Origin of the sequence: Streptococcus suis, assembly GCA_022354845.1 — a bacterium.
In the GTDB taxonomy this organism is placed as follows: Bacteria; Bacillota; Bacilli; order Lactobacillales; family Streptococcaceae; genus Streptococcus; species Streptococcus suis_AA.
Map to the genome: position 1 here is coordinate 966,407 of CP031970.1, position 26,010 is coordinate 992,416.

24 protein-coding genes and 3 pseudogenes are annotated in these 26,010 nt (G+C 36.8%); 24 read left to right on the top strand and 3 right to left on the bottom strand.

The window, feature by feature from the left end:
- The first annotated feature begins 7 nt into the window (after positions 1–7).
- Together uvrB and D2A30_05085 are read left to right on the top strand one after the other, a co-directional pair.
- Positions 8–1,993: an excinuclease ABC subunit B gene (gene uvrB, locus D2A30_05080; protein ID ULL21006.1), complete on the top strand. Its 1,986-nt coding sequence runs from the start codon at positions 8–10 to the stop codon at positions 1,991–1,993.
- Positions 1,994–2,007: 14 nt separating this feature from the next.
- Positions 2,008–2,210, top strand: a pseudogene (locus tag D2A30_05085) (NAD(P)H dehydrogenase).
- 17 nt (positions 2,211–2,227) lie between these two features.
- On the opposite strand, the gene D2A30_05090 reads toward D2A30_05085, so the two are convergent.
- Both D2A30_05090 and D2A30_05095 read right to left on the bottom strand, forming a co-directional pair.
- On the bottom strand, positions 2,228–2,803 hold the full coding sequence (locus D2A30_05090) for a hypothetical protein (protein ULL21007.1): 576 nt from the start codon (positions 2,801–2,803) through the stop codon (positions 2,228–2,230).
- Between the two features lie 9 nt (positions 2,804–2,812).
- Entirely contained in the window at positions 2,813–3,064 is a 252-nt protein-coding gene (locus D2A30_05095; protein ID ULL21008.1) for a LysR family transcriptional regulator, read from the bottom strand.
- Between the two features lie 252 nt (positions 3,065–3,316).
- On the opposite strand from D2A30_05095, the gene D2A30_05100 reads away from it, so the two are divergent.
- From D2A30_05100 to D2A30_05120, 5 genes are all read left to right on the top strand, one after another.
- A complete protein-coding gene (locus D2A30_05100) occupies positions 3,317–4,015 on the top strand; it encodes a LexA family transcriptional regulator (protein ULL21009.1) in 699 nt (232 codons plus the stop codon).
- 33 nt (positions 4,016–4,048) lie between these two features.
- Entirely contained in the window at positions 4,049–5,464 is a 1,416-nt protein-coding gene (locus D2A30_05105; protein ID ULL21010.1) for a Y-family DNA polymerase, read from the top strand.
- The gene (gene rplW / locus D2A30_05110) at positions 5,461–5,820 is read left to right on the top strand and encodes a 50S ribosomal protein L23 (GenBank protein ULL21011.1); all 360 of its coding nucleotides are present in this window, start codon (positions 5,461–5,463) and stop codon (positions 5,818–5,820) included. Before D2A30_05105 ends, rplW begins: the two co-directional genes overlap by 4 nt.
- Positions 5,813–6,121 (top strand): hypothetical protein, encoded by a 309-nt coding sequence (locus D2A30_05115; GenBank protein ID ULL21012.1) that lies wholly within the window; start codon positions 5,813–5,815, stop codon positions 6,119–6,121. Before rplW ends, D2A30_05115 begins: the two co-directional genes overlap by 8 nt.
- A 317-nt stretch (positions 6,122–6,438) precedes the next feature.
- Positions 6,439–7,035 carry a hypothetical protein gene (locus tag D2A30_05120; protein ID ULL21013.1) on the top strand — a complete coding sequence of 199 codons (597 nt, stop codon included), beginning with the start codon at positions 6,439–6,441 and terminating at the stop codon, positions 7,033–7,035.
- Positions 7,036–7,585: 550 nt separating this feature from the next.
- Here the strand turns inward: D2A30_05120 and D2A30_05125 are convergent.
- Positions 7,586–7,666 (bottom strand): annotated as a pseudogene (locus D2A30_05125) (HNH endonuclease).
- Positions 7,667–7,688: 22 nt separating this feature from the next.
- Here D2A30_05125 and D2A30_05130 point away from each other — a divergent pair.
- The 17 genes and pseudogenes from D2A30_05130 (at position 7,689) to D2A30_05210 (ending at position 26,006) form a co-directional block, all read left to right on the top strand.
- The gene (locus D2A30_05130) at positions 7,689–8,879 is read left to right on the top strand and encodes an IS256-like element ISLgar5 family transposase (GenBank protein ULL21014.1); all 1,191 of its coding nucleotides are present in this window, start codon (positions 7,689–7,691) and stop codon (positions 8,877–8,879) included.
- Positions 8,880–9,012: 133 nt separating this feature from the next.
- On the top strand, positions 9,013–11,202 hold the full coding sequence (locus D2A30_05135) for an ATP-dependent endonuclease (GenBank protein ID ULL21015.1): 2,190 nt from the start codon (positions 9,013–9,015) through the stop codon (positions 11,200–11,202).
- Positions 11,199–12,992 carry an ATP-dependent helicase gene (locus D2A30_05140; protein ID ULL21016.1) on the top strand — a complete coding sequence of 598 codons (1,794 nt, stop codon included), beginning with the start codon at positions 11,199–11,201 and terminating at the stop codon, positions 12,990–12,992. Before D2A30_05135 ends, D2A30_05140 begins: the two co-directional genes overlap by 4 nt.
- 199 nt (positions 12,993–13,191) lie before the next feature.
- Positions 13,192–13,458, top strand: a complete 267-nt coding sequence (locus D2A30_05145) for a DUF961 domain-containing protein (protein ULL21017.1) — start codon at positions 13,192–13,194, stop codon at positions 13,456–13,458.
- 68 nt (positions 13,459–13,526) lie between these two features.
- Positions 13,527–13,904, top strand: coding sequence for a DUF961 domain-containing protein (locus D2A30_05150; GenBank protein ULL21018.1), 378 nt, complete (start codon positions 13,527–13,529; stop codon positions 13,902–13,904).
- Between the two features lie 9 nt (positions 13,905–13,913).
- On the top strand, positions 13,914–14,687 hold the full coding sequence (locus D2A30_05155) for a hypothetical protein (protein ID ULL21019.1): 774 nt from the start codon (positions 13,914–13,916) through the stop codon (positions 14,685–14,687).
- Positions 14,688–14,708: 21 nt separating this feature from the next.
- Positions 14,709–16,112 (top strand): DUF87 domain-containing protein, encoded by a 1,404-nt coding sequence (locus D2A30_05160; protein ID ULL21020.1) that lies wholly within the window; start codon positions 14,709–14,711, stop codon positions 16,110–16,112.
- A 181-nt stretch (positions 16,113–16,293) separates the two neighbouring features.
- A pseudogene (locus D2A30_05165) lies at positions 16,294–17,478 on the top strand (XRE family transcriptional regulator).
- Positions 17,475–17,765 carry a hypothetical protein gene (locus D2A30_05170; GenBank protein ID ULL21021.1) on the top strand — a complete coding sequence of 97 codons (291 nt, stop codon included), beginning with the start codon at positions 17,475–17,477 and terminating at the stop codon, positions 17,763–17,765. The pseudogene D2A30_05165 and the gene D2A30_05170 overlap by 4 nt, the downstream one beginning before the upstream one ends.
- Positions 17,762–17,983 carry a hypothetical protein gene (locus D2A30_05175; GenBank protein ULL21022.1) on the top strand — a complete coding sequence of 74 codons (222 nt, stop codon included), beginning with the start codon at positions 17,762–17,764 and terminating at the stop codon, positions 17,981–17,983. The genes D2A30_05170 and D2A30_05175 overlap by 4 nt, the downstream gene beginning before the upstream one ends.
- A 41-nt stretch (positions 17,984–18,024) precedes the next feature.
- A complete protein-coding gene (locus tag D2A30_05180) occupies positions 18,025–18,804 on the top strand; it encodes a hypothetical protein (protein ULL21023.1) in 780 nt (259 codons plus the stop codon).
- A gap of 60 nt (positions 18,805–18,864) precedes the next feature.
- Positions 18,865–19,365, top strand: coding sequence for an antirestriction protein ArdA (locus D2A30_05185; protein ID ULL21024.1), 501 nt, complete (start codon positions 18,865–18,867; stop codon positions 19,363–19,365).
- A 55-nt stretch (positions 19,366–19,420) separates the two neighbouring features.
- Positions 19,421–20,059, top strand: coding sequence for a hypothetical protein (locus D2A30_05190; protein ULL21025.1), 639 nt, complete (start codon positions 19,421–19,423; stop codon positions 20,057–20,059).
- A gap of 71 nt (positions 20,060–20,130) precedes the next feature.
- Positions 20,131–20,526: a conjugal transfer protein gene (locus D2A30_05195; protein ULL21993.1), complete on the top strand. Its 396-nt coding sequence runs from the start codon at positions 20,131–20,133 to the stop codon at positions 20,524–20,526.
- The gene (locus D2A30_05200) at positions 20,510–22,963 is read left to right on the top strand and encodes an ATP/GTP-binding protein (GenBank protein ID ULL21026.1); all 2,454 of its coding nucleotides are present in this window, start codon (positions 20,510–20,512) and stop codon (positions 22,961–22,963) included. The genes D2A30_05195 and D2A30_05200 overlap by 17 nt, the downstream gene beginning before the upstream one ends.
- Positions 22,960–24,987, top strand: a complete 2,028-nt coding sequence (locus D2A30_05205; protein ULL21027.1) for a hypothetical protein — start codon at positions 22,960–22,962, stop codon at positions 24,985–24,987. The genes D2A30_05200 and D2A30_05205 overlap by 4 nt, the downstream gene beginning before the upstream one ends.
- Positions 24,984–26,006 (top strand): peptidase P60, encoded by a 1,023-nt coding sequence (locus D2A30_05210; protein ID ULL21028.1) that lies wholly within the window; start codon positions 24,984–24,986, stop codon positions 26,004–26,006. Before D2A30_05205 ends, D2A30_05210 begins: the two co-directional genes overlap by 4 nt.
- Positions 26,007–26,010: the final 4 nt, after the last annotated feature.

The window sequence follows — 26,010 nt, forward strand, 5'->3', positions numbered from 1 at the left end:
TAAGGGTATGATAAATCGAAATACTGAAAACAAATTTAAACTTGTATCTAAATACTCACCGTCTGGTGACCAGCCCCAAGCCATTGAAACCTTGGTTGATAACATCGAGGGGGGCGAAAAAGCCCAGATTCTCATGGGGGCGACTGGTACGGGTAAGACCTACACCATGAGCCAGGTCATTGCCCGTGTCAATAAGCCCACTCTAGTCATCGCCCACAACAAGACTCTAGCTGGTCAGCTCTACAGCGAGTTTAAGGAATTCTTCCCAGAAAATGCGGTCGAATACTTCGTATCTTACTATGATTACTACCAGCCAGAAGCCTATGTACCATCTAGCGATACCTATATCGAGAAGGACAGTTCGGTTAATGATGAGATTGACAAACTCCGTCACTCAGCGACGTCAGCTCTTCTCGAACGAAATGATGTCATCGTTGTGGCTTCGGTTTCCTGTATCTACGGTTTGGGATCGCCCAAGGAATATTTAGATAGCGTGGTTAGTCTGCGACCCGGCCAGGAGATTTCCCGGGACCAGTTGCTCAATTCCTTGGTAGATATCCAGTTTGAGCGCAATGACATCGACTTCCAACGGGGACGCTTCCGTGTACGTGGAGATGTGGTGGAGATTTTCCCAGCTTCTCGTGATGAACACGCCTTCCGTGTGGAGTTTTTCGGGGATGAAATTGACCGCATTCGTGAGATTGAAAGCCTGACAGGTAAGGTTTTGGGCGATGTGGACCACTTGGCGATTTTCCCTGCCACCCACTTCATGACCAACGATGACCATTTGGAAACGGCTATTGCCAAGATTCAGGCGGAGCTGGAAGAGCAGCTCAAGGTCTTTGAGGCAGAAGGAAAACTCTTAGAAGCTCAGCGATTGAAACAACGGACCGAGTATGACATCGAGATGCTTCGGGAAATGGGTTACACCAACGGAGTTGAGAACTATTCACGACACATGGACGGGCGAAGCGAGGGCGAGCCTCCATATACTCTGCTGGACTTTTTCCCTGAAGACTACCTGATTATGATTGACGAGAGCCACATGACCATGGGGCAGATTAAGGGGATGTACAATGGTGACCGCTCACGCAAGGAGATGTTGGTCAACTATGGTTTCCGCCTCCCGAGTGCACTGGATAATCGTCCGCTGCGCAGGGAAGAATTTGAGAGCCATGTCCACCAGATTGTCTATGTATCTGCGACGCCGGGTGACTATGAAATGGAGCAGACCGATACCGTTGTCGAGCAGATCATTCGGCCGACAGGGCTTTTGGATCCAGAAGTGGAAGTCCGTCCAACTATGGGCCAAATGGATGACCTTTTAGGTGAAATCAATGCCCAAGTTGACAAAGGTGAGCGGACCTTTATCACTACCCTGACCAAGAAAATGGCAGAGGACTTGACCGACTACTTGAAAGAAATGGGTGTCAAGGTCAAGTATATGCACTCGGACATCAAGACCTTGGAGCGTACGGAGATTATTCGTGATTTGCGCTTGGGTGTCTTTGATGTCTTGATAGGGATTAACTTGCTTCGTGAAGGGATTGACGTTCCAGAAGTCAGTCTGGTGGCTATTCTAGATGCTGACAAGGAAGGCTTCCTCCGTAATGAACGGGGGCTCATCCAGACAATCGGTCGGGCAGCTCGTAATTCTGAAGGTCATGTAATTATGTATGCGGACAAGGTTACCGAGTCTATGCGCAAGGCTATGGAAGAAACAGCCCGCCGCCGTCAAATCCAGATGGCTTATAATGAAGAACATGGTATTATCCCACAAACTATCAAGAAGGAAATCCGTGACCTGATTAGCGTAACCAAAGCTGTTACTCAGGACAAGGAAGAAGTGGTGGACTTCAATGCCCTCAACAAAGATGAACGCAAGGCTATGATCAAGAAACTGGAAGGTCAAATGCAGGAAGCGGCAGAAGTGCTTGACTTTGAACTGGCAGCCCAGATTCGTGATATGGTCATTGAATTGAAAAATTTATAGAGTTTGATTGGCATTTTAAACACAGCATCAATGGATTGGTCCGCAATTTTTTGGATCGTCAATACGGTGTGGTGACAGATGAGTTAGTTGGAAAATAACTTTATTTTATCTTTCAAGGCTCTGCTCCGACACAAGAAGTGTTAGAGATGGGGATTATACTATGTGTCGCTATGCGGGGCTTTATGGAATGGATTATCTGGGAATGGTGAATAGCTAAAAAACTAGACAGCGCGTCTAGTTTTTTGTTAATTGGTCAAAAATAGCTTTGTTTTTCTTTAAGGCAGAAATATAGAACGTTTTAGTGGCTTCCCTATCAGAAATGGGAATATGAACCCGCTGACTGTCATTTTCAGATGCCAGGTGGGTGATGTTTGTGGAGAAACTTGGTAGAGCAGAAGCGGAAATTAATTCTTCAAAGGCGTCCCAATCTTTTTGAACAATGAACTTTGTCCTTGTCAGACTGTCGACTAGGGGTTGCCAAATTCCCAAATCGGATCGTACTAACATGGTCAAATCGGCTAAGTCATCAAGAGTAATTTCCTCTTGCATAGCGAAAGGATGTGCAGGGGGGATAGACAGATAGAGTTGTTCCATAAAAAATACATTTGATAAGATGTCGTCTTCATCTAATAGAAAACCCGCCGTTACGATGAATTGATAGTGCTCATCCTTTAAGCCATCGATTAATGCCTCATCTTCTTGTAAATCCAAACGAATTTCTTGATTATTCTCTTGTTCAGCTAGCCTAGAGCGTATTTCCCATTCGACCCCTGGAGCACAGATACCGCCAAATAAGGTGGTTGCTTGCATCGAAAAACGTCAGACATTTTCCAAAAATGTCTGACGCTGTTTTAACAATTTTCTGGCCTGTTGAACGGTGTATTTTCCTGTTTCTGTCAAGATAAGTTTGTTTTTACTACGCTGAAAGAGTTGAACGCCTAAATCGTCTTCTAAGCTCTGCATATTGCGCGTTAGCGAGGGTTGAGAAATCAGTAAAACCTCTGCTGCCTTGGACAAAGTTCCCTGATCCGAAAAGGCGATGAGTTGTTCTAATTGTTGTAATTGTAGCATCTGCCCCTCCGATTCTATCTATTTTATTGTCATTCTACTATTTTTTTAGGAGCTTGTAAGTGTATTGGTCATCGCTGATAATGGGGTGGTGGAAAGCTGAAGTAGTGGTTGACAATAAGCTTACAAGTGTTCGTTAAGTCCAGAAAAAATTCAAAATTATTTACTTAAAAAATCAGTTCGTGGTTGTTTTCTTATAGACAACTGAAAGAAATTTTTGTATAATGTGTTTAATAAAACACATTGGGGGTATTTATGTTTTCGGGAGAACGATTAAAACAACTGAGAAAAGAAAAAGGCTTGACTCAGATGGAAATTGCTCAACAATTAGAAATCAATCGAGCTTCATATGCGAGTTGGGAGTTGGGGAGGGCAAAGCCAAATCAGTCCAATTTAGAGCGTTTAGGGAGCTTATTTGGAGTAGAACATACGTATTTTGAATCTGAATACATGATTGTATCCAACTATCTCCGCTTAAATCAAAAAAATAGGACGAGTGCTGATCATTTTGTAGAAGAATTATTGAAAAATCAAATGGAAGAAAGTTCTAAGAAGGTCATTTCCCTTTACCCTATTCAAGTATTGGAAGAAGTTCCCTTATCTGCTGGATATGGTGAAAGTTACTACGACGAGTACCGGTTTAGTACAGTCTACTCAGATAAAGAGTACAGCTACGATTTTGCTTCATTCATTGTAGGACAGTCCATGGAGCCTGCCTATTCCGATGGAGAAGTCGCCCTGTTCTCCTCCTCAGGATATGATTATGATGGTGCAGTATATGCCATATCTTTTAATGGGAAAGCCTATATCAAGCGCGTGTACAAAGAAAAAAATCGGTATAGGATTGTCTCCATCAATCCCCAATATCCTGATATGTATGCGTATGAATCAGACGATTTCAACATCGTTGGAAAAGTCGTTGGCCATTTCAGACCGATTGAGAAGCTTGAATAATGAGAACAACATTTGACAATATAATGTGATGTGATGAGTATGATTGATTATAAGAGAGAACCAAAAAGTGATATTGCCTTTGTTGATATGAAATCTTTCTATGCAAGTGTTGAATGTGCCAGCCGTGGTTTGCATCCTTTAAAAACTTCGCTATGTGTGATGAGTAGGGCAGACAACTCGAATGGCTTGATCCTTGCTTCATCACCCCTGTTCAAAGAAGTATTTGGCAAGTCAAATGTAGGAAGAGCCTACGATTTACCTTTTGATATACATACAAGAAAATTTTCTTACTATAATGCAAAAAGGCAAGGTCTATCGACAGACCCTGCTTATATTCGATTCATTGAGGAGTGGGCGCGAGCGACAGTTATTGTTCCGCCTCGTATGGATTTATATATTGAAAAAAATATTGAAATCCAGCATATTTTTCAGCAATACGGGAGTATCGAAGATATCATGGCCTACTCAATTGATGAAGGGTTCATTGACTTGACATCTTCTTTAAACTATTTCATTCCCAATCAATCAATTAGCCGAAAAGATAAATTAGATATGCTTAGTGCGAGAATTCAAAGGGATATCTATCGTAAGACAGGTGTTTATTCTACCGTTGGGATGTCTAATGCCAATCCCTTACTTGCAAAATTAGCATTAGATAATGAGGCTAAGAAAACACATAACATGAGAGCTAACTGGTCCTATAATGATGTAACTACAAAAGTATGGGGGATTTCAAGATTAACGGACTTTTGGGGAATCGGTGCTGCAATTGAAAAAAGACTTGAAAAACTTGGGATCTATACCATTAAAGAATTGGCGACTTACAGTCCAGATTTATTAAAGAAAGAATTTGGTGTATACGGTGTTCAATTGTGGTATCACGCAAATGGAGTTGATGAAAGCAATGTTCATGTACCCTATAAACCAAAATCGAAAGGACTTGGTAATTCTCAGGTTCTTCCAAGAGATTATGTTAAACAACAGGAGATTGAGCTAGTTCTGAGTGAGATGGCGGAGCAAGTTGCCATTCGTCTACGTGCCATTCGAAAAAAGACGACGACAGTTTCTATTAGTATCGGTTATTCGCGCTTTGAGGAGTCGACCTCATTCAGAGGACAAATGAAAATAGAGCCTACGAATCAGACAGAGGAACTACAAAAATATGTCATCTCTCTCTTTCGAAAAAAATACAATGGTGGTGCCGTTCGAAGTATCTCTGTATTCTACTCATCATTTGTTGATGAAAACATAACTATGCTCAGTCTCTTTGATGATCCTGAAGAAATATTGAAGAAAGAGAGACTACAGACCGCCATTGATGCAATACGCAGTCAATTTGGTTTTACCACGCTGCAAAAAGCCAATTCCTTGACAAGTGCATCACGCAGTATTGCGAGAAGTAAATTGGTTGGAGGACATTCTGCTGGCGGTTTAGATGGATTAAAATGATCGATAGAAGTTATTTGCCTTACCAATCAGCAAGAGAGTATCAAGATCGAGGCATGCAAAAATGGATGGGATTCTTTTTATCTGAGCATACCAGTTCCTTGATCGAAGATAAATATAAAATAGAAGTATCATCACAGCTATCAAAGAGTGAAATCCTCACTTACGTGACTCAATTATATACTTCACAATCTCAAGGAATGTTTGTCATCCTTCGTAAAGGCAAAAGACAAGCTTTTCAAGGACGCATAACCGAATTAAGTTCAAAGGAAATTACGATTAAAACAGTTGAACAATATGTGCTGCTTCAAATTTCTGAAATCATTGAAATGAGTTTAGTGGAGGTACTAGATGAATAGGAAAACTATATATGAAGACTTGATTCAGTTCGATTATTTCTCTGATTCCTATCTTCAGTTCGAGAAGGACTTTAATAAATACTATAAAGGGGTAGATCCCCTCACATTTCTTATTGATGATATATTACTGACAATGGCGATGAAACAGAAAAATTATTTTCGTTTGCACAAAAGTAAGGCTACTGACGGTCGTGACCATTATTTTATTTTTAAAGTGAAAACCATGAAGGAGAACCCTCGCATTAGGTTATATGAGTATCAGGAAATGAGGTTTTCGGTGAATGTCCCATTGAATAGGTAATATCTCTAACTATTTATTTCTAGTTCTTAATTTATATTGACAATAGATTAAGAAAATGGTGAAAAAGTTATGACAAACATAAAAATACTTGAATGGAATATTAATCAACGCTCTTGTGAAAATAGTAGTTTCCCTGAGTATGTTATCACAGAAATTTCTCGAAAAAATCCAGATGTTATTGTATTAGTTGAATTTAAAGGAGAAAACAATAGGTCTAGATTAGACAGAGCTTTTTCTGAGAGATATTATACTTATTCTTATAACGGTTCGAATATACTTGTGTGAATGGAAATATTAAAACTGGTAATGGAATTTATATGGGATTGAAGAAAAGTATATTCAATGAACCATCTCCAGAAGAAATAACTTGGGAGGAAAGTTTCAAAGACAAACAACCCAATTGGCTAAAAATAAAAAGCACCATCAAAACCGGGAAAGAGCTGACGATTATTGGTGTAAGAGTAAAAGTTGGATCAAAACATGATAAAAAGGAATTGAATGATAGAAAATCTCAAATCAACTGGCTATTAAAAGAAAACAAACAAACCAAACGTCAAATTATTATAGGCGATTTGAACTACGGCCCAGCAGAAACTGATTGGTGTGAAAAGGAAAAGTTAAATTGGCAGGATATTGTTTATATGATGAGAGATGAAGGATATCTAGATTATCAACAATTTTCTCCATATTCACCTCCAGGAACAAGTTGGAAAGGGAAACAATTAGATTGGCTGATTACTAAAGGGGTATTTATTGATGGACACTCGCACTATAATCAACTTGATTGGAGTTTTGGAAAAAATAATGATTTATTCTACCTTGAAGGTTATAGGGTTCCAGAAGGATTTTTTATTATTAATGAACCTCCCTTTCCTGATCATGCAATATTAACGACTGAAATCACTTTAGAATAAGATTAATTTAGGATATCTGAGTACCAGGAAATGAAGTTTTCGATAGAAACAAAAAAAGAATTAACTAGAAAAATTTCTAGTTAATTCTTTTTTAGAGGGGATTAAAGGGAAATCAAACAAAGATTCACCCTTTTTAGACTAGTTTATTCCTGCTAAACTGCTGTAGAATCGCTATTTTTGCAGGTAAATCAAGCCTCTCACGAATTCTTGACGCTACTTTTTTACTAGGCGCGTTGGAATTGATTGCTGATAGAGCCTATCCCCAGGCTCTATCACTCCCACTCTGTTTTCAACGTAAAGTGTATAAAACAGAATGCGATACTATCAAGGGAGTTAAAACAATATACAGAACAGTAAAACACTATAAATAAAAATAAAAGTGCAATAAAAGTGCAATTTTTGCACCTAATCATACTCTGTTTATATATGAAAACTAGATTCTGAATCCAATATTTGGTTAACGAGAGGCGTTCGAATTTGAACGTCTTTTATATATTACTTTCAAATAAATATGAGGTAGAATACTATCTATTTTCTTTTTAACCCAATTGTTATAATGGAGAGTGTAAAATATTTTGTGTAAATAGAAAAAAGGAAGTCCCTTCTGTAGAATAGAGTTACCACAACACATTCACAGAAGAGAGGACTTCCCTATTAACGATTTTACTACAGAAATTCTAAAGACTCTAGCGAACAAAGGCGATTTGAATGAATTATTCCGTGTCCATTTGGAGAAAGCAGTCAATACGCTTCTCAAAACGGAGTTAACGGCTTTCCTAGATTACGAAAAGTATGATCGCATTGGTTTTAACACGGGTAATTCTCGTAACGGCTCCTATGACCGTACGGTCAAGACCGAGTATGGGGAACTTCATCTCCAGATTCCGCGCGACCGCAATGGTGAGTTCAAGCAACAGACTGTTCCTGCTTATAGACGGACGAATGACACGTTAGAGGAGACCGTCATTCACCTCTTCCGAAAAGGTATTACCATGTCGGAAATCGCAGACTTGATTGAGAAAATGTATGGGCATTACTACACGCCCCAAACCATGTCCAATATAACAAAATCATTTACAGAAGAGGTAACGGCGTTTAATGGGCGGGAGCTTCATGACCGTTATGCTGCTATTTATATGGACGCAACGTATATTCCGTTAAAGCGGAAAACCGTCGCCAAGGAAGCTATTCATATCGCAGTTGGCATTCGCCCGGACGGATCAAAGGAAGTATTGAGCTATGCGATTGCACCGACTGAATCCATCACGATTTGGGAGGAAATTTTATTGGACCTTCAAGAGCGCGGTTTGAAAAATGTCCTCCTGTTCATCACGGATGGCTTAAAGGGGATGGTAGGAGCGATTAGTCGGTTCTATCCCAAAGCTCGTTTTCAACATTGTTGTGTACACGTTTCCCGTAATATCAGTCACAAAGTGCGTGTCGATGATCGTAAGGAAGTCTGTGATGATTTTAAAATGGTGTATCAAGCCTCATCTAAAGAGGTGGCGTTGGAAGCACGTGGTGCTTTTGCGGAAAAATGGAAAACCAGCTATCCAAAAGTGGTTGAATCGATTCTTTCGAACGATCACTTGCTCACTTTCTATGATTTCCCCTTGGCCATACGCAAGAGTATTTATTCTACGAACTTGATTGAATCCTTTAATAAGCAAATCAAGAAATACAGCCACCGCAAGGAACAGTTCCAAAACGAAGAGTCGATGGAACGTTTCTTAGTCTCGTCTTTTGATACTTACAACCAAAAATTCCTAGGTCGCAGTCATAAAGGCTTTCAACAGGCCGAAGGCGAACTTGAACAAATGCTAAGCCAACTGATTGAGAATTAGAAACAATCTGCAGTAGGGAAGAATCATTTACACAAAATTATTGACGCTCCCTTATAATGAGAACTTTTACTAACATAATTTATGATAAACTTACTATATAATCATATTAATTAAATAGTTAGGAGATCTGCTTATGTTTATATCTACTCTTCAAATTCGAAATTTTAGAAATTATGAATCCGAAATCTTTCGATTCGATAATGAGACAAATACTATTATAGGTGAGAATGATTCAGGGAAAACCAATGCTCTTACTGCATTGAGAATCTTATTAGATGATAGTTATTACTATAGTAGTAAAACACTGAAAGAATCAGATTTTTTTCATGGAATTCAAAATGGGTGGCAAGGGCATTGGATTATTATCTCTGCGACATTTGAAGGAATCAGCGAAGAAGAATTTGACAATGAGATTTGTGCTTCCATTTCTTTAAATTCTGAAAGTCAAACAATCTTAGAAGAATTGATTTCAAATGCAGATAAAGGTGTAGGTAGTATTTCTCTATTTATTAGACCTAACAAAGCTATTAGAAAGCAATTATTTGATATTTCCACTGAATTAGACTCTCATCAATTTAACGAATTTAGAAATTCTATTCGTCTATCCGACTATGAATTTTACTACACATCTAAATCAAATCTAAATTTCTGTATCAATGAAAATTATGATAAATTGGTAGGAAGACTCAATGACAATATAGCTAGTAATCCTGAAGAAGACGATGAAGCTCTGTTGGGCTCAAGAATTGACATGTCAGATATTTTCAAGCATATTTCGGTTGTTTATGTTGACGCTCTTCGAGATGTTCTTAGAGAAATGAAAAACAATCGAAACCCAGTCAAAAGAATCATGGAAACAATTGAATCAAAAATATCATCAGATAATGTTGAGTCATTAAAAACAATTATACAGCAATTAAATGAGACTATTACCAGTGTTCCTGAAATTAGGAAAATTGGCGAAAATATTAATCGGCAACTAAATAGCATAATTGGTTCAGTGTATTCTCCTAATCTTCTTCTTTCCTCAACTATGTCAGATGATATGGGTTCTTTAGCAAAATTTCTTTCAATGAAGCCAGAACAAAATATCGACTTAGACTTACTAGGGTTAGGACATCTAAATATGATTTATTTAGCTTTGAAAATAGTCGAATTTGAAGCGTGTCGTTCAAGAGAACTACTTAATATTATGTTGATTGAAGAACCAGAAGCTCATATTCATCATCATATTCAAAAAACTCTGTTCGAAGGATTAAATCTTCAAAAAAACTATACTCAGATTCTCATGACCACACATTCTGTACATTTAGCTGAAGTGTCTGAAATATCTCGGATGAATGTATTAAAATCGTTTAATGGCAAATCTATCGTTATGAATCCAGCAAATAATCTGAACTCATTTGCTAAAGAAAAGTTAAAAAAGAACAATCTAAATCTAATAAACGCAGTAGAGAGATATTTAGATGTTAAAAGAAATGGATTGCTTTTTTCTAAAGGTGTTATCTTAGTTGAAGGAGATGCTGAAGAAATACTTATTCCTCAAATAGTAAAAAAATTATTTGGTATAAACTTAGACGAACTTGGAATAGGTTTGATTAATGTTGGTAGTACTTCGTTTGAATATATCGCTAGCTTGTTTGACGATGATAGAATACAGAGAAAGTGTGCTATTGTAACTGATTTAGATGAACAGGCAATCCCATCAGAACATCGATTGTATAAAAGCACTGCACAAGAGAAAGGTCAAGCAAGAAAAGAAAAATTATCCTCCCTTTTTAATGAAAACAATTGGGTTAATTGTTTTTATGCTAATACAACATTTGAAATTGAGTTTTTAGATGTGAATAAAGAAAATATTCTAACTTATGTCAGTCCAATTATAGATGACGCATTCAAAGATAAAAAAACAATAACTGCTTATAAAGAAGAAATACAAAGTGAACAATATTTAGAAAGAAATTTAGCGATGTTAAAACTAGCCAATCATGTTGGTAAGGGGTGGTTTGCAATTGAGTTAGGTGAAAAAATTGACTTTTTAATCAAAATTCCTAAGTATATTCTTAATGCTATTGCTTTTGCATGTCAGGAAATAGTAGATCTCTCAATTTATAAAAAAATTCTACTCCATACAATCGACTTGTACGAGGAAACTACAGAATTGTCAGCTTTATCAGCTAGTTTAAAAACAAGTGATACAGCTGATTTGAATATAGCAATAATTTCTTTATTAGAGTACTTTGGTAAAGATGAGGATGTTGTGTATCTAATCAATCAGATAGAAAATTACACAAAAATACTTTATGCTGAGGTTTCAAAATGACAAATATCTTCGAAAAAATCGTAAATGATTTAAATTTAGAACAAAAAGATGTTGTGGAAAGTGAAGATAACCTTTATGTAAATGCATGTCCTGGGAGTGGGAAAACAAGGGTACTTACAAGGAAAATTGCTTACCAAGCAATTAAACACGATGGATCACTAAAAAGAATAATTGCTATCACATACACTAATAGAGCTGCTGAAGAAATTAAGGAACGCCTAAGTTTACTTAGTATAGATGATGATATTAATATTTGGGTGGGGACAATACATCAGTTTTGTCTTGAATTTATTATTTATCCTTTTAAAATGAATCTCTCAAGAGTATCAAAAGGATTTACAATTATTGATGATTATACTCAAAGAGCTTACGTCAGCCAAATTAATAATATGCTGAATTTAAATCTCAAAACGTATGAACTGAACAAAATTGATTTGTCACTTTCTCATGATTTTAAAATTAATGAAGTTCAGTATACTCAAGTTTCTGAAATGTATCACACTATGTTGCAAAAAAATAAAGAAATTGATTTTGATATGATTTTACTAGTAGCGTATAAAATTTTAACTGTAAACAGTAACGTTGCACGTAATATTGCTAGTAATATAAGGGCGATTTATGTGGATGAATTTCAAGATACTAGAGAATTACAATACAATGTAATAGCTAAATTACTTCAAAACAACCCTCAAATTCAGTCAATGTTTGTTGGAGATATTGACCAAGCAATTTATGGATCATTAGATGGTATAGCTAAATCAGTTGAAGAACTAGAAATGCTAACTAGTCACACTTTTCAATCAAAGACGCTACATGGCTGTTACAGGTCTAATCAGAGATTAGTAGACTTCTACTCTAATTTTCAGAGTTGTCCTTACGAGATTGAAAGCAGAGGGAATAATAAAAACGACCGTGGTTTTATAAGTTATGATTGCAAAGTTACTAAGGAGGATTTACCCAACATAATAAAAAATATAATAAAGGAAAAGATTGAAAGCGGTATTCATGAAAAAGATATTTGTGTACTTGCTCCTCAACACTATCCTCTGTTTTCACTGGGTGAGTATTTAAAGAAAGAATTACCGTATTGCAATTTTGATGCTATAAATATATCACCAATTAAGGTAAATAATCATAGTTTATTTTTCAAGTTAGCAATTTTGTACTTTACTGAATCAGGTGAAAAGGTTCGAAGAAGAAAGCTAATTGCAAACGATATTTTAATTATATTAAAAAATGAATTTGGAATAGAAGTTAAAGATTATTTTATTGACTTAGATTTATTACAGCTAATAAACAGTGTGAAAAGAATGTATAGTGGAGACGACAACGGTGTTGATTTATACAAATTTGTTACCAAACATATATTTGTTAATCTTAATATTGACGAGAAAAATTACCCGTCTATTTTTAAGCACTATCTATTTTTTATTAACGAAGTAGAAGATCGGATAAAAAATAATTCATTATCTAGTAGTGTATCTAGTTTTAAGAAGATGTTTAAATCTCGAGATGGTATCACACTTACTACAGCACATAAAGTTAAAGGAAATGAGTATGATACTGTTATCGCTATTAATCTTCTAAACGGGAAAATTCCTCATTGGAATGAAATTTTTAATGTTTCTGATAAAGGAATTAGTTCAGCGAGAAAACTACTATACGTAATTTGTTCAAGAGCAAAAAATAATTTATTTCTTTTCTCAGAGGTGGGTTATTTTACGAGTAAAGGAGACTTGCTTTATCCCACTCAATTATTAGATAAAATAGAATTTGATTATAATATTTAAAATACCTAGGTAGTCGTTGTTTTAAATATAGTAGGAATCGGACGCTCAGTACGGAGCGTCTATTTTTTTACCCAATTTTGAAAGGAAGTGAACTTATGAAAATAAAAAATCAAGAATCAAAAGGTCGCTCTCCCCCCTTTAAAACCATCACACAAATAAGATTCATTCAAACATAAAAACAGAAAGGATAGGTAAAAATATGGAACTTAAATATGTCATTCCTAATATGGAAAAAACATTTGGACAATTAGAATATGCTGGTGAAGGGAACATTGAACAACGTCGAATAAATGGCAGACCAACCATTCTCTCTCGTAGTTACAATTTATACTCAACGATTCAACGAGCAGATGATATTGTTGTCATTCTTCCCTCCGAAGCTGGCGAGAAACATTTTGAATCCGACGAAAAAGTCAAACTCATCAACCCACATATTACCGCAGAAGGTTATAAAATTGGCAATTGAGGATTTACCAATTACATTATGCACGCAGACGATATGGTGAAAGCATAAGAAAGGAAAGGTGAAAAAATATGAGATTAGCAGAAGGTATTGTGATTGAAAAAGACCAGACATTTGGCACATTGAAATTTTCCGCCTTGCGTCGTGAGGTTCGTATCCAGAATGAAGATGGTACGGTTTCCGAAGAAATTAAAGAACGTACCTATGACTTAAAATCAAAAGGACAAGGACGCATGATACAAGTCAGTATCCCCGCTTCTGTTCCTTTGAAAGAATTTGACTACAACGCAGAAGTGGAATTAATCAATCCTGTGGCAGATACCGTAGCGACGGCTACTTTTCGAGGGGCAGACGTTGATTGGTACGTGAAAGCAGACGATCTTGTATTAAAAGGACAGACAAAACCTCATCAGAAATATAAAAAAGAAGCGTCCGAAAGTGAAAAATAGGTGTTGCTTATGACAAACACACCATTGATTTTGAAAGAAATTCCGAAAGATGAAGCCATTTCTTTTATTCGGCAATACCATTATTCAAAGATACTCCCTAGATTGTGTAAATACTTTCTAGGGATTTTTTCAGAAGAAAAATTATTAGGCGTTGTGGAATTAGGCTGGGGTACGCAACCCCTACAAACCATACGCAAACTCTTTCCCGACAGTTCCCTTCAAACCACAGATTATTTAGAAATTGGAAAGATGTGTTTTCTTCCAGAAATGAATCAAACCAATTATTTTGGCAGTCAAGCTCTTTCAGCTCTAATTAAGTGGTTGAAAGAACATACGGACTGTCATTTTTTATATACACTGGCAGATGGAATTGAGGGAAAATGTGGCTATGTCTATCAAGCGTCCAACTTCTTTTATTGCGGGTATTTCAAGACAAGTGTCTATCGTGATAAGCAGTCATGGGAAAAGATACACCCTCGAAGTGCTCGCCTTTTATTAGAGGAAAATGCTCGCTTTGAACAGGTAGAGAAAAAGCATTGGCTTTCCCAGGCATTTTGCGAATACAAAGGGATTGAGAAAATCAATGGACGCATGTTTCGCTATCTCTATCCGTTGAGAAAAGAAGCGAAAAAACTGTTAGGACACACTCTCTATCGACGTCATTATTATCCGAAAGAAAAAGATTTACGCTTTGAAAAGCGAATCGCTTATCAGAAATATGAAGCCATTTCTCAACCAACTTTTGATAAACAGGCTCGTATCTACAATACACAATTATTTTGATAGGTGGAAAGGAGGATTTTTATGCCATTGCTTCATGATAGAGGAGAGCGAATCAAAGCCAACGATAAGCACTTGGTCTATCATTTTGTACTAATTTCATTGCTGGTAGTTTTTCTAGTCGTCCTACTCCCTTTTCATTGGAGAGCGTTACAATCGGTGAACTGGCAAGCAGTTCAGTTAGATACATTTTTCTATCAACTTCATACGCCATACTTTTGGAGCAGTATTCTCACTGCTCTTTTTGTATGCGGACTTATCAGCTGGCTTTATTATCACTATCGTATAGATTCTATAAAACAGTTAGAGCACCGTCAAAAGTTAGCTCGTATGATTTTAGAAAATCATTGGTATGAAGCCGAAGAAACTCAATCAGAGGGATTCTTTAAAGATTTACCCAGCAAGAAAACCAAACAACGAATCCGCCATTTTCCTAAAATATATTATCGAATGAAAGATGGACTAATCCATATTCATGTAGAAATCACCTTAGGGAAATATCAAGATCAGCTTTTGCACCTAGAAAACAAACTAGAAACAGGATTGTATTGTGAATTAGTGGAAAAAACGTTGAAAGATTCTTATGTAGAGTATGTCCTACTTTATGATACTATTGGCAATCGAATTGGCATTGAAGACGTGGTAGCTCAAGATGGACGTGTCAAATTGATGGAATCGGTCTATTGGGAGTTCGATTCTCTCCCTCACATGTTAATTGCTGGGGGCACTGGTAGTGGAAAATCCTATTTTATTCTCACATTGATTGAATCTCTCCTGCATACAAATGCAAAGCTTTATATTCTTGACCCTAAAAATGCTGATTTGGCAGACTTAGGGGCGGTCATGAATAATGTCTATTACCGTAAAGAAGATATGTTGGCATGTATCAATCAATTTTACGAAGATATGATTGATCGCAGTGAAACCATGAAACAACACCCTAACTATAAAACAGGAGAAAATTATGCTTATCTTGGTTTGTCTGCCAATTTTCTTATTTTTGATGAATATGTGGCAATGATGGATATGCTAGGTCGTGAAAGTACCACCGTTATTCATAAACTCAAACAAATTGTAATGTTAGGACGACAAGCAGGCTTCTTTTTAATTCTTGCCTGTCAACGTCCAGACGCAAAATATTTTAGTGATGGGATTCGGGACAACTTTAACTTCCGTGTGGCTTTGGGTCGTATGTCTGAAATGGGCTTTGGTATGATGTTCGGAAGCGATACACAAAAACAATTTTTCTTAAAACCCATCAAGGGAAGAGGTTACGTGGATACAGGAAAAAGTGTGATTAGTGAGTTTTATACACCCCTTGTACCAAAAAGGTACGATTTCTTAGGAGAAATAGGAAAAGTCATTCAAAAAAAGCAATCTGAGCCTGTACCGCACGAAGTGAAAGGTACAGGTTCAGACTTGCTTTGATTGGTGTGGCGTTAGCCACGCCAATCCTTTAGCCCCCTCTATCTAACAGGGGGGCACAAATACAACTGAAAACAGGCAATTCTCATCAACCAATGTTGATGGTACAAAGGATTGCGGAAAATATGAAAGGTGTAAACTCAAGGGTCATAGTTTACATCTTTTTTAGATTGGAGGTTTGCGAATGGAAAACGAAAAAATTTGGATTAAGGAATTGAAAGAAAAGCGACTGGCTTATGGCGTTTCTCAAAATAAACTGGCGGTTGCTTCTCATATTACCAGACCTTACCTATCGGATATTGAAACAGGCAAGGCAGTCCCTACTCAACAGGTGAAAGAAGATTTACTGAACGCTTTGGAACGCTTCAATCCCGATAACCCATTGGAGATGTTATTCGACTATGTACGGATTCGATTCCCTACCAATGATGTGGCTCAAATTATCGGTGAGGTTTTACGTTTGAATATGGATTATATGCTACACGAAGACTTTGGCTATTATTCTTATCCCGAACACTATCGTTTCGGTGATATTGTTGTCCTAGTCTCTCATGATGTAAGTAAAGGTGTTTTATTAGAACTGAAAGGAAAAGGCTGTCGGCAATTTGAAAACTTTCTATTGGCTCAACATCGGAGCTGGTATGATTTCTTTCAAGATTGCATGGAACATAAAGGTATTTTCAAACGCTTGGATTTAGCTATCAACGATAAAACAGGGATTTTGAATATTCCAGATTTGGCAAAGAAATGTAAACAGGAAGAATGCATTTCCGTCTTTCGAAGCTTTAAAAATTATCGCAGTGGTGAATTGGTTCACCGTGATGAAAAACCATACATGGGAAACACACTTTATATTGGCTAATTAAAAAGTGAAGTCTATTTCTGTATATATGAGAAAGATTATGAGCAATACGTGAAAAATGATGTTCCCTTAGAAGACGCAGAAGTAAAGAATCGGTTTGAAATTCGGTTAAAAAATGACCGAGCCACCCAAGCCATGAAAGATTTATTGGCACATCAACAGGCGGAAAAAACAGCCTTTGAAATTATCAATCGCTATATCCGCTTTGCAGATAAAGACGACACTAAACGTCGGAGTGATTGGAAAACTAATGAACATTGGGAATGGTTTATCGGTAAAAATCGTGGAGCATTACGCCTAACCACACAGCCAGAGCCTTATTCTTTTGAACGAACATTGAACTGGTTACATCATCAAGTCGCCCCTACATTAAAAATCGCAAGCATTTTAGATGTTCTCAACGGTACAACCATTATCTCCACCATGATTCAGGAAGCCAAACTGACAGAAAAACATGAGAAATTAATTGAACAACAACATCTAGCCATGGAGGATTTGATTACATGAGCCTTTTAACAAAAGAATTAAAGAAGTTAGGGTTTCAGTGTGGCATTGAGTTTCAAGCGTATATACAAAATACAGGGAAATATACGTCTCTCATTATTGAGGGAAAACGGCAAGCTGGTGATACCATCTATACCTATGATTTTTACAAGGTGAGATTTTATAATAATTATACCAATCGAGTAACCGTCTATGGAGAGCATTTAACCCCTTTTCAATTATTAAGGCGTGTAAAAAGCTATATCTATTATCGAGAAAAATATCTTAAGGAAAGGAGGACAATCACATGAATTTTGGGCAGAATTTGTACAACTGGTTCTTGGATAATGCACAGTCATTGGTATTGTTAGCGATTGTTGTCATTGGACTGTTTTTAGGTTTTAAACGAGAATTTTCAAAACTCATTGGCTTCTTGATTATTGCTCTAATCGCCGTCGGACTTGTGTTCAATGCAGCTGGCGTGAAAGATGTGTTATTAAACTTATTTAACCGAATCATTGGTGCTTAACAGATATTTTTCATGATAAAATAGGAAGTATATATTTTGTTATGAAAGGATTTATGAATATGTTTACAAATGATCAATTTAAATCTCTTTTAATTAAAACATTAGAAAGAAAGAGCTCTTCAAATTATTATGAAGGAGGTAACGAGATTGTTTCTAAAATGAAAATATCAGAGGTAACTTTAGATGAGACTGACGATTTTACTTATTATAAAGGATATAAAAAGGGCTGGAATACGCTTTGCACATATCTTAAAATAAGAGTTCCTTTTGATGATTTAGACTTTTTTGAAAGTCATAAAGATTTGATTACCCAGACAGCAAGCTCCATATATGATAAACAAGGTGATAATGTATTAGTGGATACTATTTTAGTACCACTTCCAGAGAATTACGAAGTAATTAACTTTAGTCAGTTGAAAATTAGTGATGTGGTTTCACAAGCTATTGAAGACGCTGAGTCTTTTATGAGTAATGGTGAATATCAACGTGCCTTTGACAGAGTTCACACTGCTTTTCATGGATATTTAATTGAAATACTAAAAAAATATGAAATTACAGTTCCTAGAGACGAAAATCTATCTAAATTATATAGTAGGATACAACAATTAATTGAAAAAGAAATTCAACCTACTGAACTTGCTGATATAGTGAAGACAACGATAAGGTCATCAAATGGAATGATTAGCTCTCTTAATGAAGCAAGAAATAGGCATTCACTTGCACACCCTAATACAAATATTATTGGAAAGAGAGAAGCAAAACTAATAATAGGTATTTCAAGTACAGTTACAGATTATATTAGCGGATACCTTGATAAGTAGCGTCATTAACTGATTGCTACTTTTTTTATGACTATTTTTATAAAAAGGATGTGATAAGAATTGGAAATGAAAGTCTATGTGGCAAATTTAGGACGGTATAATGAAGGTGAATTAGTCGGAGCATGGTTTACTCCACCAATTGATGAGGAAGAAATGGCAGAAAGAATCGGTTTAAATGAGGACTACGAAGAATATGCAATACATGATTTTGAGCTTCCTTTTGATGTGGACGAATACACGCCGATTAGTGAAATCAACCGTCTATGTGAAGCCATTCAAGAAATCGAAGGTACACCTATTTATAATGAACTCAAAGAAATTCAAGGCATGTGGTTTAGTAGCTTGGAAGAATTACTGGAAAACAAAGAGGATATTCATTGTTATAGTGATTGTGATTCGATGGAAGATGTCGCCCGTTATTACGTGGAAGAAACAGGACAGCTTGGTGAAGTCCCTTCCAATTTACAAAATTATATTGACTACCAATCTTTGGGACGTGATATGGAAATAGAGGGTAATTACCTAGTTACCTCTCATGGGGTATTTGAATATTGTCAGTAAGTTTAACAATCCGTGTTATAATTAAATTAATAAATAGCACGGAGAGGTATAAATTATGGTAAATGTATTTGAAAATCTTAAACTATTAAAACTAGACATGAAAGATAAAGGCTGGGTGATAGATTCCTTTTACTTTCGTTACAAACAGCAAAATTATATTGTACTTGTTAAGCTATTTGAAAAAGAGGAAAAAGTTCCAGAATATGCTCTGTTAAAACTAGAATTTTTAAAGGAAAACGATTTTTCAGATATGCTAGCTGTCTATGCTAATTCGGTAAAATTATATACAGACACGAAAACAATAAGAGAATATTTTGGTATCGAATACAGTAGTAACTTGGGAGATGTTTTATTTCAATTTAGCCAAACTCTTGCTCGATTTATTCCGACAGAAGTTAGTGAGAAGAAAAATGAAGACCAAAAAGAAGCCATGTGTTTCTCATTAAGTCAAAGTGATTCAGAAGATCCCAGAAAAAAATATTGTTTTTCAGTTAGAAGAAATCCTTTAAAGGGAAATGGTGAGCTGGGAAAACGAAGTCCTTTTAATGACAATAAAACGAGATTGTATAGACCCAGCTTATATGAACGATTAGGGTCAGATACCAATTTAAGTTTCAGATATTCAATGAATCCAGATGATGAAGAAACTGATGAAGGTATTATTGCAAAATGGACAAAAAATAAAATTGAATAGTTAAAGCATTGAAAGAGCAATCACCTATTTTGATTGTTCTTTTTCTATTTTTACGGAAAGGACGTGAAGACATGAAAAAAACAAGAAGTTACACCAGTATTTGGTCAGTAGAAAAAGTGATTTATGCGATTAATGATTTACAACTCCCTTTCCCAATTACCTTTACGCAAATGACATGGTTTATCGTTTCTTTGTTTGTCGTCATACTCTTTGGCAGTTTACCACCACTTTCTCTGATTGACGGAGCACTACTCAAATACTTAGGGATTCCCATTGTTCTCACTGGGTTCATGTGCCAAAAGACCTTTGACGGAAAGAAACCCTATGGATTTCTAAAGTCTATCATTACCTATGCTCTACGCCCTAAAGTAACCTACGCTGGCAAACAAATACGATTAAAAAAAGAAACAATGAATGAATCGATTACGATTGTAAGGAGTGAACAACTAGATGGCATATCCGATTAAATATATGGAAGATAATCTCGTATTTAATCATGATGGCGAAGTATTCGCTTATTATGAATTAATTCCCTATAATTACAGTTTTTTAAGTTCCGATGAAAAAATTCAAGTTCATGATAATTTCTGTCAATTGATTGCCCAAAATCGTGATGGCAAGATTCATGCTCTGCAACTAGCAACCGAATCAAGTATTCGAGCCACACAGGAACAATCGAAAAAAGAAATCACTGGACGATTAAAAGAGATAGCTTACGAAAAAATAGATGAACAGACCGAAGCGTTAATTTCTATGATTGGTGACAATCAAGTAGACTATCGCTTTTTTATTGGTTTTAAACTCTACCTCAATGAACAGGAAGTATCCGTAAAAAATGTTGGGAAAGAAATTCAAAAAGCATTTGCGGAATTCTTTCATGGTGTGAATCACAAATTAATGGGCGATTTTGTTTCTATGCCTATGGCGGAAATCGAACGCTTTTCTAAGATGGAACAGTTGTTAGAAAGTAAATTATCCAGACGCTTTCAGATTCGTAAATTGGAGAAAGATGATTTTGGTTATATTATTGAACATCTTTACGGGCAAACAGGTGTCCCTTTTGATGACTACGACTACCATTTACCGAAACGATACGAAGATAAAAAAGTGTTGGTAAAGAAATACGATATTCTCAAACCCACTCGCTGTTTAATCGAAGAAAATCAACGCTATTTACGGATTGAACAGGAAGATACCACTACTTATGTGGCGTATTTTACAATTAATAGTATTGTTGGTGAATTGGATTTCCCTAATAGTGAAATTTTTTATTACCAGCAACAGCAGTTTACTTTCCCCGTTGATACCAGTATGAATGTTGAAATTGTCGCCAATAAAAAAGCCTTATCTACCGTTCGCAATAAAAAGAAAGAACTGAAAGATTTAGATAGCCACGCATGGGAAAGCGACAACGAAACCAGTACTAATGTGGTGGACGCTTTAGAATCTGTCGATGAATTAGAAAGTAATTTAGACCAAACCAAAGAATCTATGTACAAACTAAGCTATGTGGTACGGGTATCGGCAAAGAATTTGGACGAGCTGAAACAACGTTGTGATGAAGTAAAAGATTTTTATGATGATCTGTCTATCAAATTAGTACGACCTTTTGGCGATATGCTAGGCTTGCATAATGAATTTATTCCCTCAAGCAAGCGATATATCAATGACTATATTCAATATGTCACGTCGGATTTTTTGGCTGGTCTTGGTTTCGGTGCTACACAAATGATTGGTGAAAATTCTGGTATTTACGTCGGTTACAATCTCGATACAGGCAGAAATATTTATCTCCAACCTAGCCTTGCAAGTCAAGGAATTAAAGGCTCTGTAACAAATGCATTAGCGTCCGCTTTTATTGGTTCATTAGGTGGCGGAAAATCATTCTCTAACAATATGCTGGTCTATTATTCAGTACTCTTTGGCGGACAGGCAACCATTGTTGACCCAAAAGCTGAACGTGGTGAATGGAAAGAAACCTTACCTGATATTGCCCATGAAATCAATATTGTTAATCTCACGAGTGAGAACGACAATAAAGGGTTACTTGACCCTTATGTGATTTTAAAACTCCCGAAAGATTCAGAAAGCCTTGCCATTGATATTCTCACGTTCTTAACAGGTATTTCCAGCCGAGATAGCGAGAAGTTTCCTGTCCTGCGTAAAGCTATTCGGAGTGTAACTCAAAGCAAACAACGAGGGTTGTTATTGGTGATTGATGAATTGCGAAAAGAAGATACGCCCATCAGCAATAGTATTGCTGACCATATCGAAAGCTTTGTCGATTATGATTTTGCCCATCTGTTATTCAGTGATGGCAGCGTCACCCAATCCATTAGCTTGGAAAAACAACTCAATATTATTCAAGTGGCAGATTTGGTCTTACCCGATTCCAATAGCTCTTTTGAAGAATACACTACCATGGAATTATTAAGTGTGGCAATGCTGATTGTCATTAGTACCTTTGCTTTAGACTTTATCCACTCTGACCGTTCCATTTTTAAAATTGTTGACCTTGATGAGGCTTGGAGTTTTTTACAAGTGGCACAAGGAAAAGCTCTATCTATGCGATTGGTTCGAGCAGGACGTGCCATGAATGCAGGGGTCTATTTCGTTACTCAAAACGCGGACGATTTACTAGATGAAAAGATGAAGAATAATATTGGCTTGAAATTTGCCTTTCGTTCCACTGACCTAGTGGAAATCAAAAAGACCTTAGAATTTTTTGGTGTGGACAAGGAAGATGAAAACAATCAGAAACGCTTACGTGAATTAGAAAATGGACAATGTTTAGTTTCAGACATCTATGGTCGTGTAGGGGTTATGCAGTTTCACCCGATTTTTGAAGAGTTGCTTCATGCCTTTGATACCAGACCGCCTGTGCGAAATGAGGTGGAAGAATGACACAAAAACAAAAGAAATTTCTTCACTATAGTTGGATAACGCTCCTTTGTGTGGGCGTTATTTTACTTTTATTAGGCACGCTGGGCAATGCAGTACAAGCGACAGGCTTAGTTGATGAAACCATTGATACAAGCAATGAATACTCCAAGTATGGTTTGAATCAATATCAGCTTGATTATTATGTGGACAATAGCTGGGGCTGGCTTCCATGGAATTGGAGTGATGGCATAGGACAATCGGTGATGTATGGATTGTATGCCATTACTAATTTTATTTGGACAATTTCTCTTTATCTATCGAACGCCACAGGTTATTTGGTGAAAGAAGCCTATGCCTTAGATTTCATTAGTCAAACATCCCAAGCAATTGGCGAAAACATGCAGACGATTGCAGGCATTACACCGAATGGCTTTTCCAGTTCAGGGTTTTATGTCGGTTTCCTCCTTCTTTTTATTCTCATTGTTGGAATCTATGTTGCCTATACAGGATTGGTTAAGCGAGAAACGACGAAAGTGATACGAGCTGTTTTAAACTTTGTCGTGGTGTTTATTCTATCGGCTTCCTTTATTGCGTATGCACCCGATTATATTGCGAAAATCAATGATTTTTCCAAAGATGTCAGTACCGCCAGTCTGAATATTGGGACAAAAATTGTTCTTCCTAACACGGATAGTCAAGGGAAAGACAGTGTGGACATGATACGTGACAGCTTATTCTCTGTTCAAGTAAAGCAACCATGGCTATTGCTTCAATATGGCTCCACTGATGTAGAAGCGTTAGGGGAAGAACGTGTGGAAAGTTTATTGTCTACCAGTCCAGATACAAACGATGGTGAAGATAGAGAAAATGTAGTGATTGAAGAAATTGAAGATCATGACAATACCTATTTAACCCTACCGAAGACGATTTCCAGATTAGGAACAGTCTTCTTTTTGTTTGTATTCAATATTGGTATCTCGATTTTTGTTTTCCTTCTAACAGGAATCATGATTTTTTCGCAAGTGCTATTTATTATTTTCGCTATGTTTTTGCCAATCAGTTTCCTATTAAGTATGTTGCCGAGTTTTGATGGCATGGGCAGGCATGCCATTACCAAGTTATTTAATGTGATTATGACAAGGGCTGGTATTACCTTGATTATTACCGTTGCCTTTAGTATTTCCACTATGCTTTATTCGCTGTCAGCAAGTTCTCCCTTTTTCATGATTATGTTTTTACAAATTGTGACCTTTGCAGGGATTTATTTTAAACTGGGCGATTTAATGAGCCTATTCTCTTTACAAAGCAACGACTCTCAAAACATGGGCAGACAAGTGTTTCGCAGACCTCGTCAAATGATGAATCGACAAACCAGAAGATTTCAACGCAGTATGAGTAAGATTTTTCGTGGAAAAGCAGGGTCAACGAAGCAAAAGACAATGACAACAAAGCAGAATCAAACCAATAAAGCTAACCATACTCGTCAAAATGAACGGACTACACCAAAGAAAGAAACAGCACTTTCCAATGTGAAAAAGCAACAAGGCGGTATCGGGCAACGATTAGGTGAAAAGACAGCCCATGTATTGGACACGAAAAATCGTCTAGTCAATAAAAGAAAGCAGGCAAAACAACAGATACAGGCGACACCAACCCATGTCAAATATGCCCTTCATCAAGGAAAAGAGAATGTCACTCATAATGTAACAGACTTTAAACAATCTATGGCAGATACCAAAGCTCAACGCAAACAACAGCGTATGAACCAGCAGGAGCAAAAACGAAAGAACATTGCTCAAAAGCGTTTGGAGCTGGATAAAGCAAAAGAAAAAAGACGAAAAGAAAACCCATCATTTCCTGTTCAGAATAACCAGCAGCATGTTCGCAAGCGTCAGCAAACCGTCACGCCTGTTTTGTCACAAAACACTAAACGTGAAAATCATCAGCGACCATTGAAAAAAGAGCAAAAACAAAAGACACCACCGAAGCAATTCAATCAGAGGAAGCTAAATAAAAGAACGGATAAGCGAGGACAACAAACATGAAGCTAAAAATAACAGTGATTTGTAGTGTGGTCTTCTCTCTCTTCTTTTTTCTCTTATTATTCCTAGTCATTTTCTTTGCAGATGATACGGACAGTGGCGAAAACAACAAGGATTCTTCTATTCCACAAGGCGGTGTGACCGTTTCACCAGAAGTGTTGGCACACCGTCCGTTGATTGAAAAATATGGTAAGGAATATGGGATTGAAGACTATGTTTCTTATATCTTAGCCATTATGCAAGTGGAATCGGGCGGTACAGCAGAAGATGTTATGCAAAGTTCCGAATCTTTGGGTTTACCGCCCAACAGTTTGAGTACCGAAGAGTCCATCAAACAAGGGGTTAAATATTTCAGTGAATTATTAACCAGTGCAGAACAACAAGGAGTGGATATAGATTCTGTTATCCAATCTTATAATTATGGCGGTGGCTTTTTAAATTATGTGAGGAGTCATGGGAAAAAATATACCTATGAATTAGCCGAACAGTTTTCTAAAGAGAAGTCGGGTGGTCAAAAAGCAGACTATCCCAATCCCATAGCCATACCTGTGAATGGTGGTTGGCGATATAACTATGGAAATCAGTTTTATGTTCAGTTGGTTTCACAATACCTAACCGACACTTCCCCAACAGAATTTGATGATGAAACCGTGCAAGTCATTATGGACGAAGCCTTGAAATACGAAGGGTTTCCCTATGTCTTTGGAGGGGCGTCGCCTACCACCTCTTTTGATTGTAGTGGCTTAATACAATGGGTGTATGACAAAGCTGGCATTTCTCTCCCTCGTGTCGCCCAAGATCAGTATGACGCTACGCAAGAAATCTCTATGGAAGAAGCCCAAGCAGGCGACCTTATCTTCTTTCATTCAACCTATAATGCAGGCACATATGTGACTCATGTGGCGATATATTTAGAGGGAAATCGCTTTTATCATGCAGGCGACCCAATCGGTTATGGCGACTTAAGCAGTCGTTATTGGCAAGACCATCTGATTGGGGCTAGACGTGTTATTCATAACTAAGAAA

Bases quoted from the DNA above. Each gene is read 5' to 3' on its own strand.
- uvrB (ULL21006.1), top strand. From the start codon at position 8: ATGATAAATCGAAATACTGAAAACAAATTTAAACTTGTATCTAAATAC.
- D2A30_05090 (ULL21007.1), bottom strand. From the start codon at position 2,803: ATGCAAGCAACCACCTTATTTGGCGGTATCTGTGCTCCAGGGGTCGAA.
- D2A30_05095 (ULL21008.1), bottom strand. From the start codon at position 3,064: ATGCTACAATTACAACAATTAGAACAACTCATCGCCTTTTCGGATCAG.
- D2A30_05100 (ULL21009.1), top strand. From the start codon at position 3,317: ATGTTTTCGGGAGAACGATTAAAACAACTGAGAAAAGAAAAAGGCTTG.
- D2A30_05105 (ULL21010.1), top strand. From the start codon at position 4,049: ATGAGTATGATTGATTATAAGAGAGAACCAAAAAGTGATATTGCCTTT.
- rplW (ULL21011.1), top strand. From the start codon at position 5,461: ATGATCGATAGAAGTTATTTGCCTTACCAATCAGCAAGAGAGTATCAA.
- D2A30_05115 (ULL21012.1), top strand. From the start codon at position 5,813: ATGAATAGGAAAACTATATATGAAGACTTGATTCAGTTCGATTATTTC.
- D2A30_05120 (ULL21013.1), top strand. From the start codon at position 6,439: ATGGGATTGAAGAAAAGTATATTCAATGAACCATCTCCAGAAGAAATA.
- D2A30_05135 (ULL21015.1), top strand. From the start codon at position 9,013: ATGTTTATATCTACTCTTCAAATTCGAAATTTTAGAAATTATGAATCC.
- D2A30_05140 (ULL21016.1), top strand. From the start codon at position 11,199: ATGACAAATATCTTCGAAAAAATCGTAAATGATTTAAATTTAGAACAA.
- D2A30_05145 (ULL21017.1), top strand. From the start codon at position 13,192: ATGGAACTTAAATATGTCATTCCTAATATGGAAAAAACATTTGGACAA.
- D2A30_05150 (ULL21018.1), top strand. From the start codon at position 13,527: ATGAGATTAGCAGAAGGTATTGTGATTGAAAAAGACCAGACATTTGGC.
- D2A30_05155 (ULL21019.1), top strand. From the start codon at position 13,914: ATGACAAACACACCATTGATTTTGAAAGAAATTCCGAAAGATGAAGCC.
- D2A30_05160 (ULL21020.1), top strand. From the start codon at position 14,709: ATGCCATTGCTTCATGATAGAGGAGAGCGAATCAAAGCCAACGATAAG.
- D2A30_05170 (ULL21021.1), top strand. From the start codon at position 17,475: ATGAGCCTTTTAACAAAAGAATTAAAGAAGTTAGGGTTTCAGTGTGGC.
- D2A30_05175 (ULL21022.1), top strand. From the start codon at position 17,762: ATGAATTTTGGGCAGAATTTGTACAACTGGTTCTTGGATAATGCACAG.
- D2A30_05180 (ULL21023.1), top strand. From the start codon at position 18,025: ATGAAAGGATTTATGAATATGTTTACAAATGATCAATTTAAATCTCTT.
- D2A30_05190 (ULL21025.1), top strand. From the start codon at position 19,421: ATGGTAAATGTATTTGAAAATCTTAAACTATTAAAACTAGACATGAAA.
- D2A30_05195 (ULL21993.1), top strand. From the start codon at position 20,131: ATGAAAAAAACAAGAAGTTACACCAGTATTTGGTCAGTAGAAAAAGTG.
- D2A30_05200 (ULL21026.1), top strand. From the start codon at position 20,510: ATGGCATATCCGATTAAATATATGGAAGATAATCTCGTATTTAATCAT.
- D2A30_05205 (ULL21027.1), top strand. From the start codon at position 22,960: ATGACACAAAAACAAAAGAAATTTCTTCACTATAGTTGGATAACGCTC.
- D2A30_05210 (ULL21028.1), top strand. From the start codon at position 24,984: ATGAAGCTAAAAATAACAGTGATTTGTAGTGTGGTCTTCTCTCTCTTC.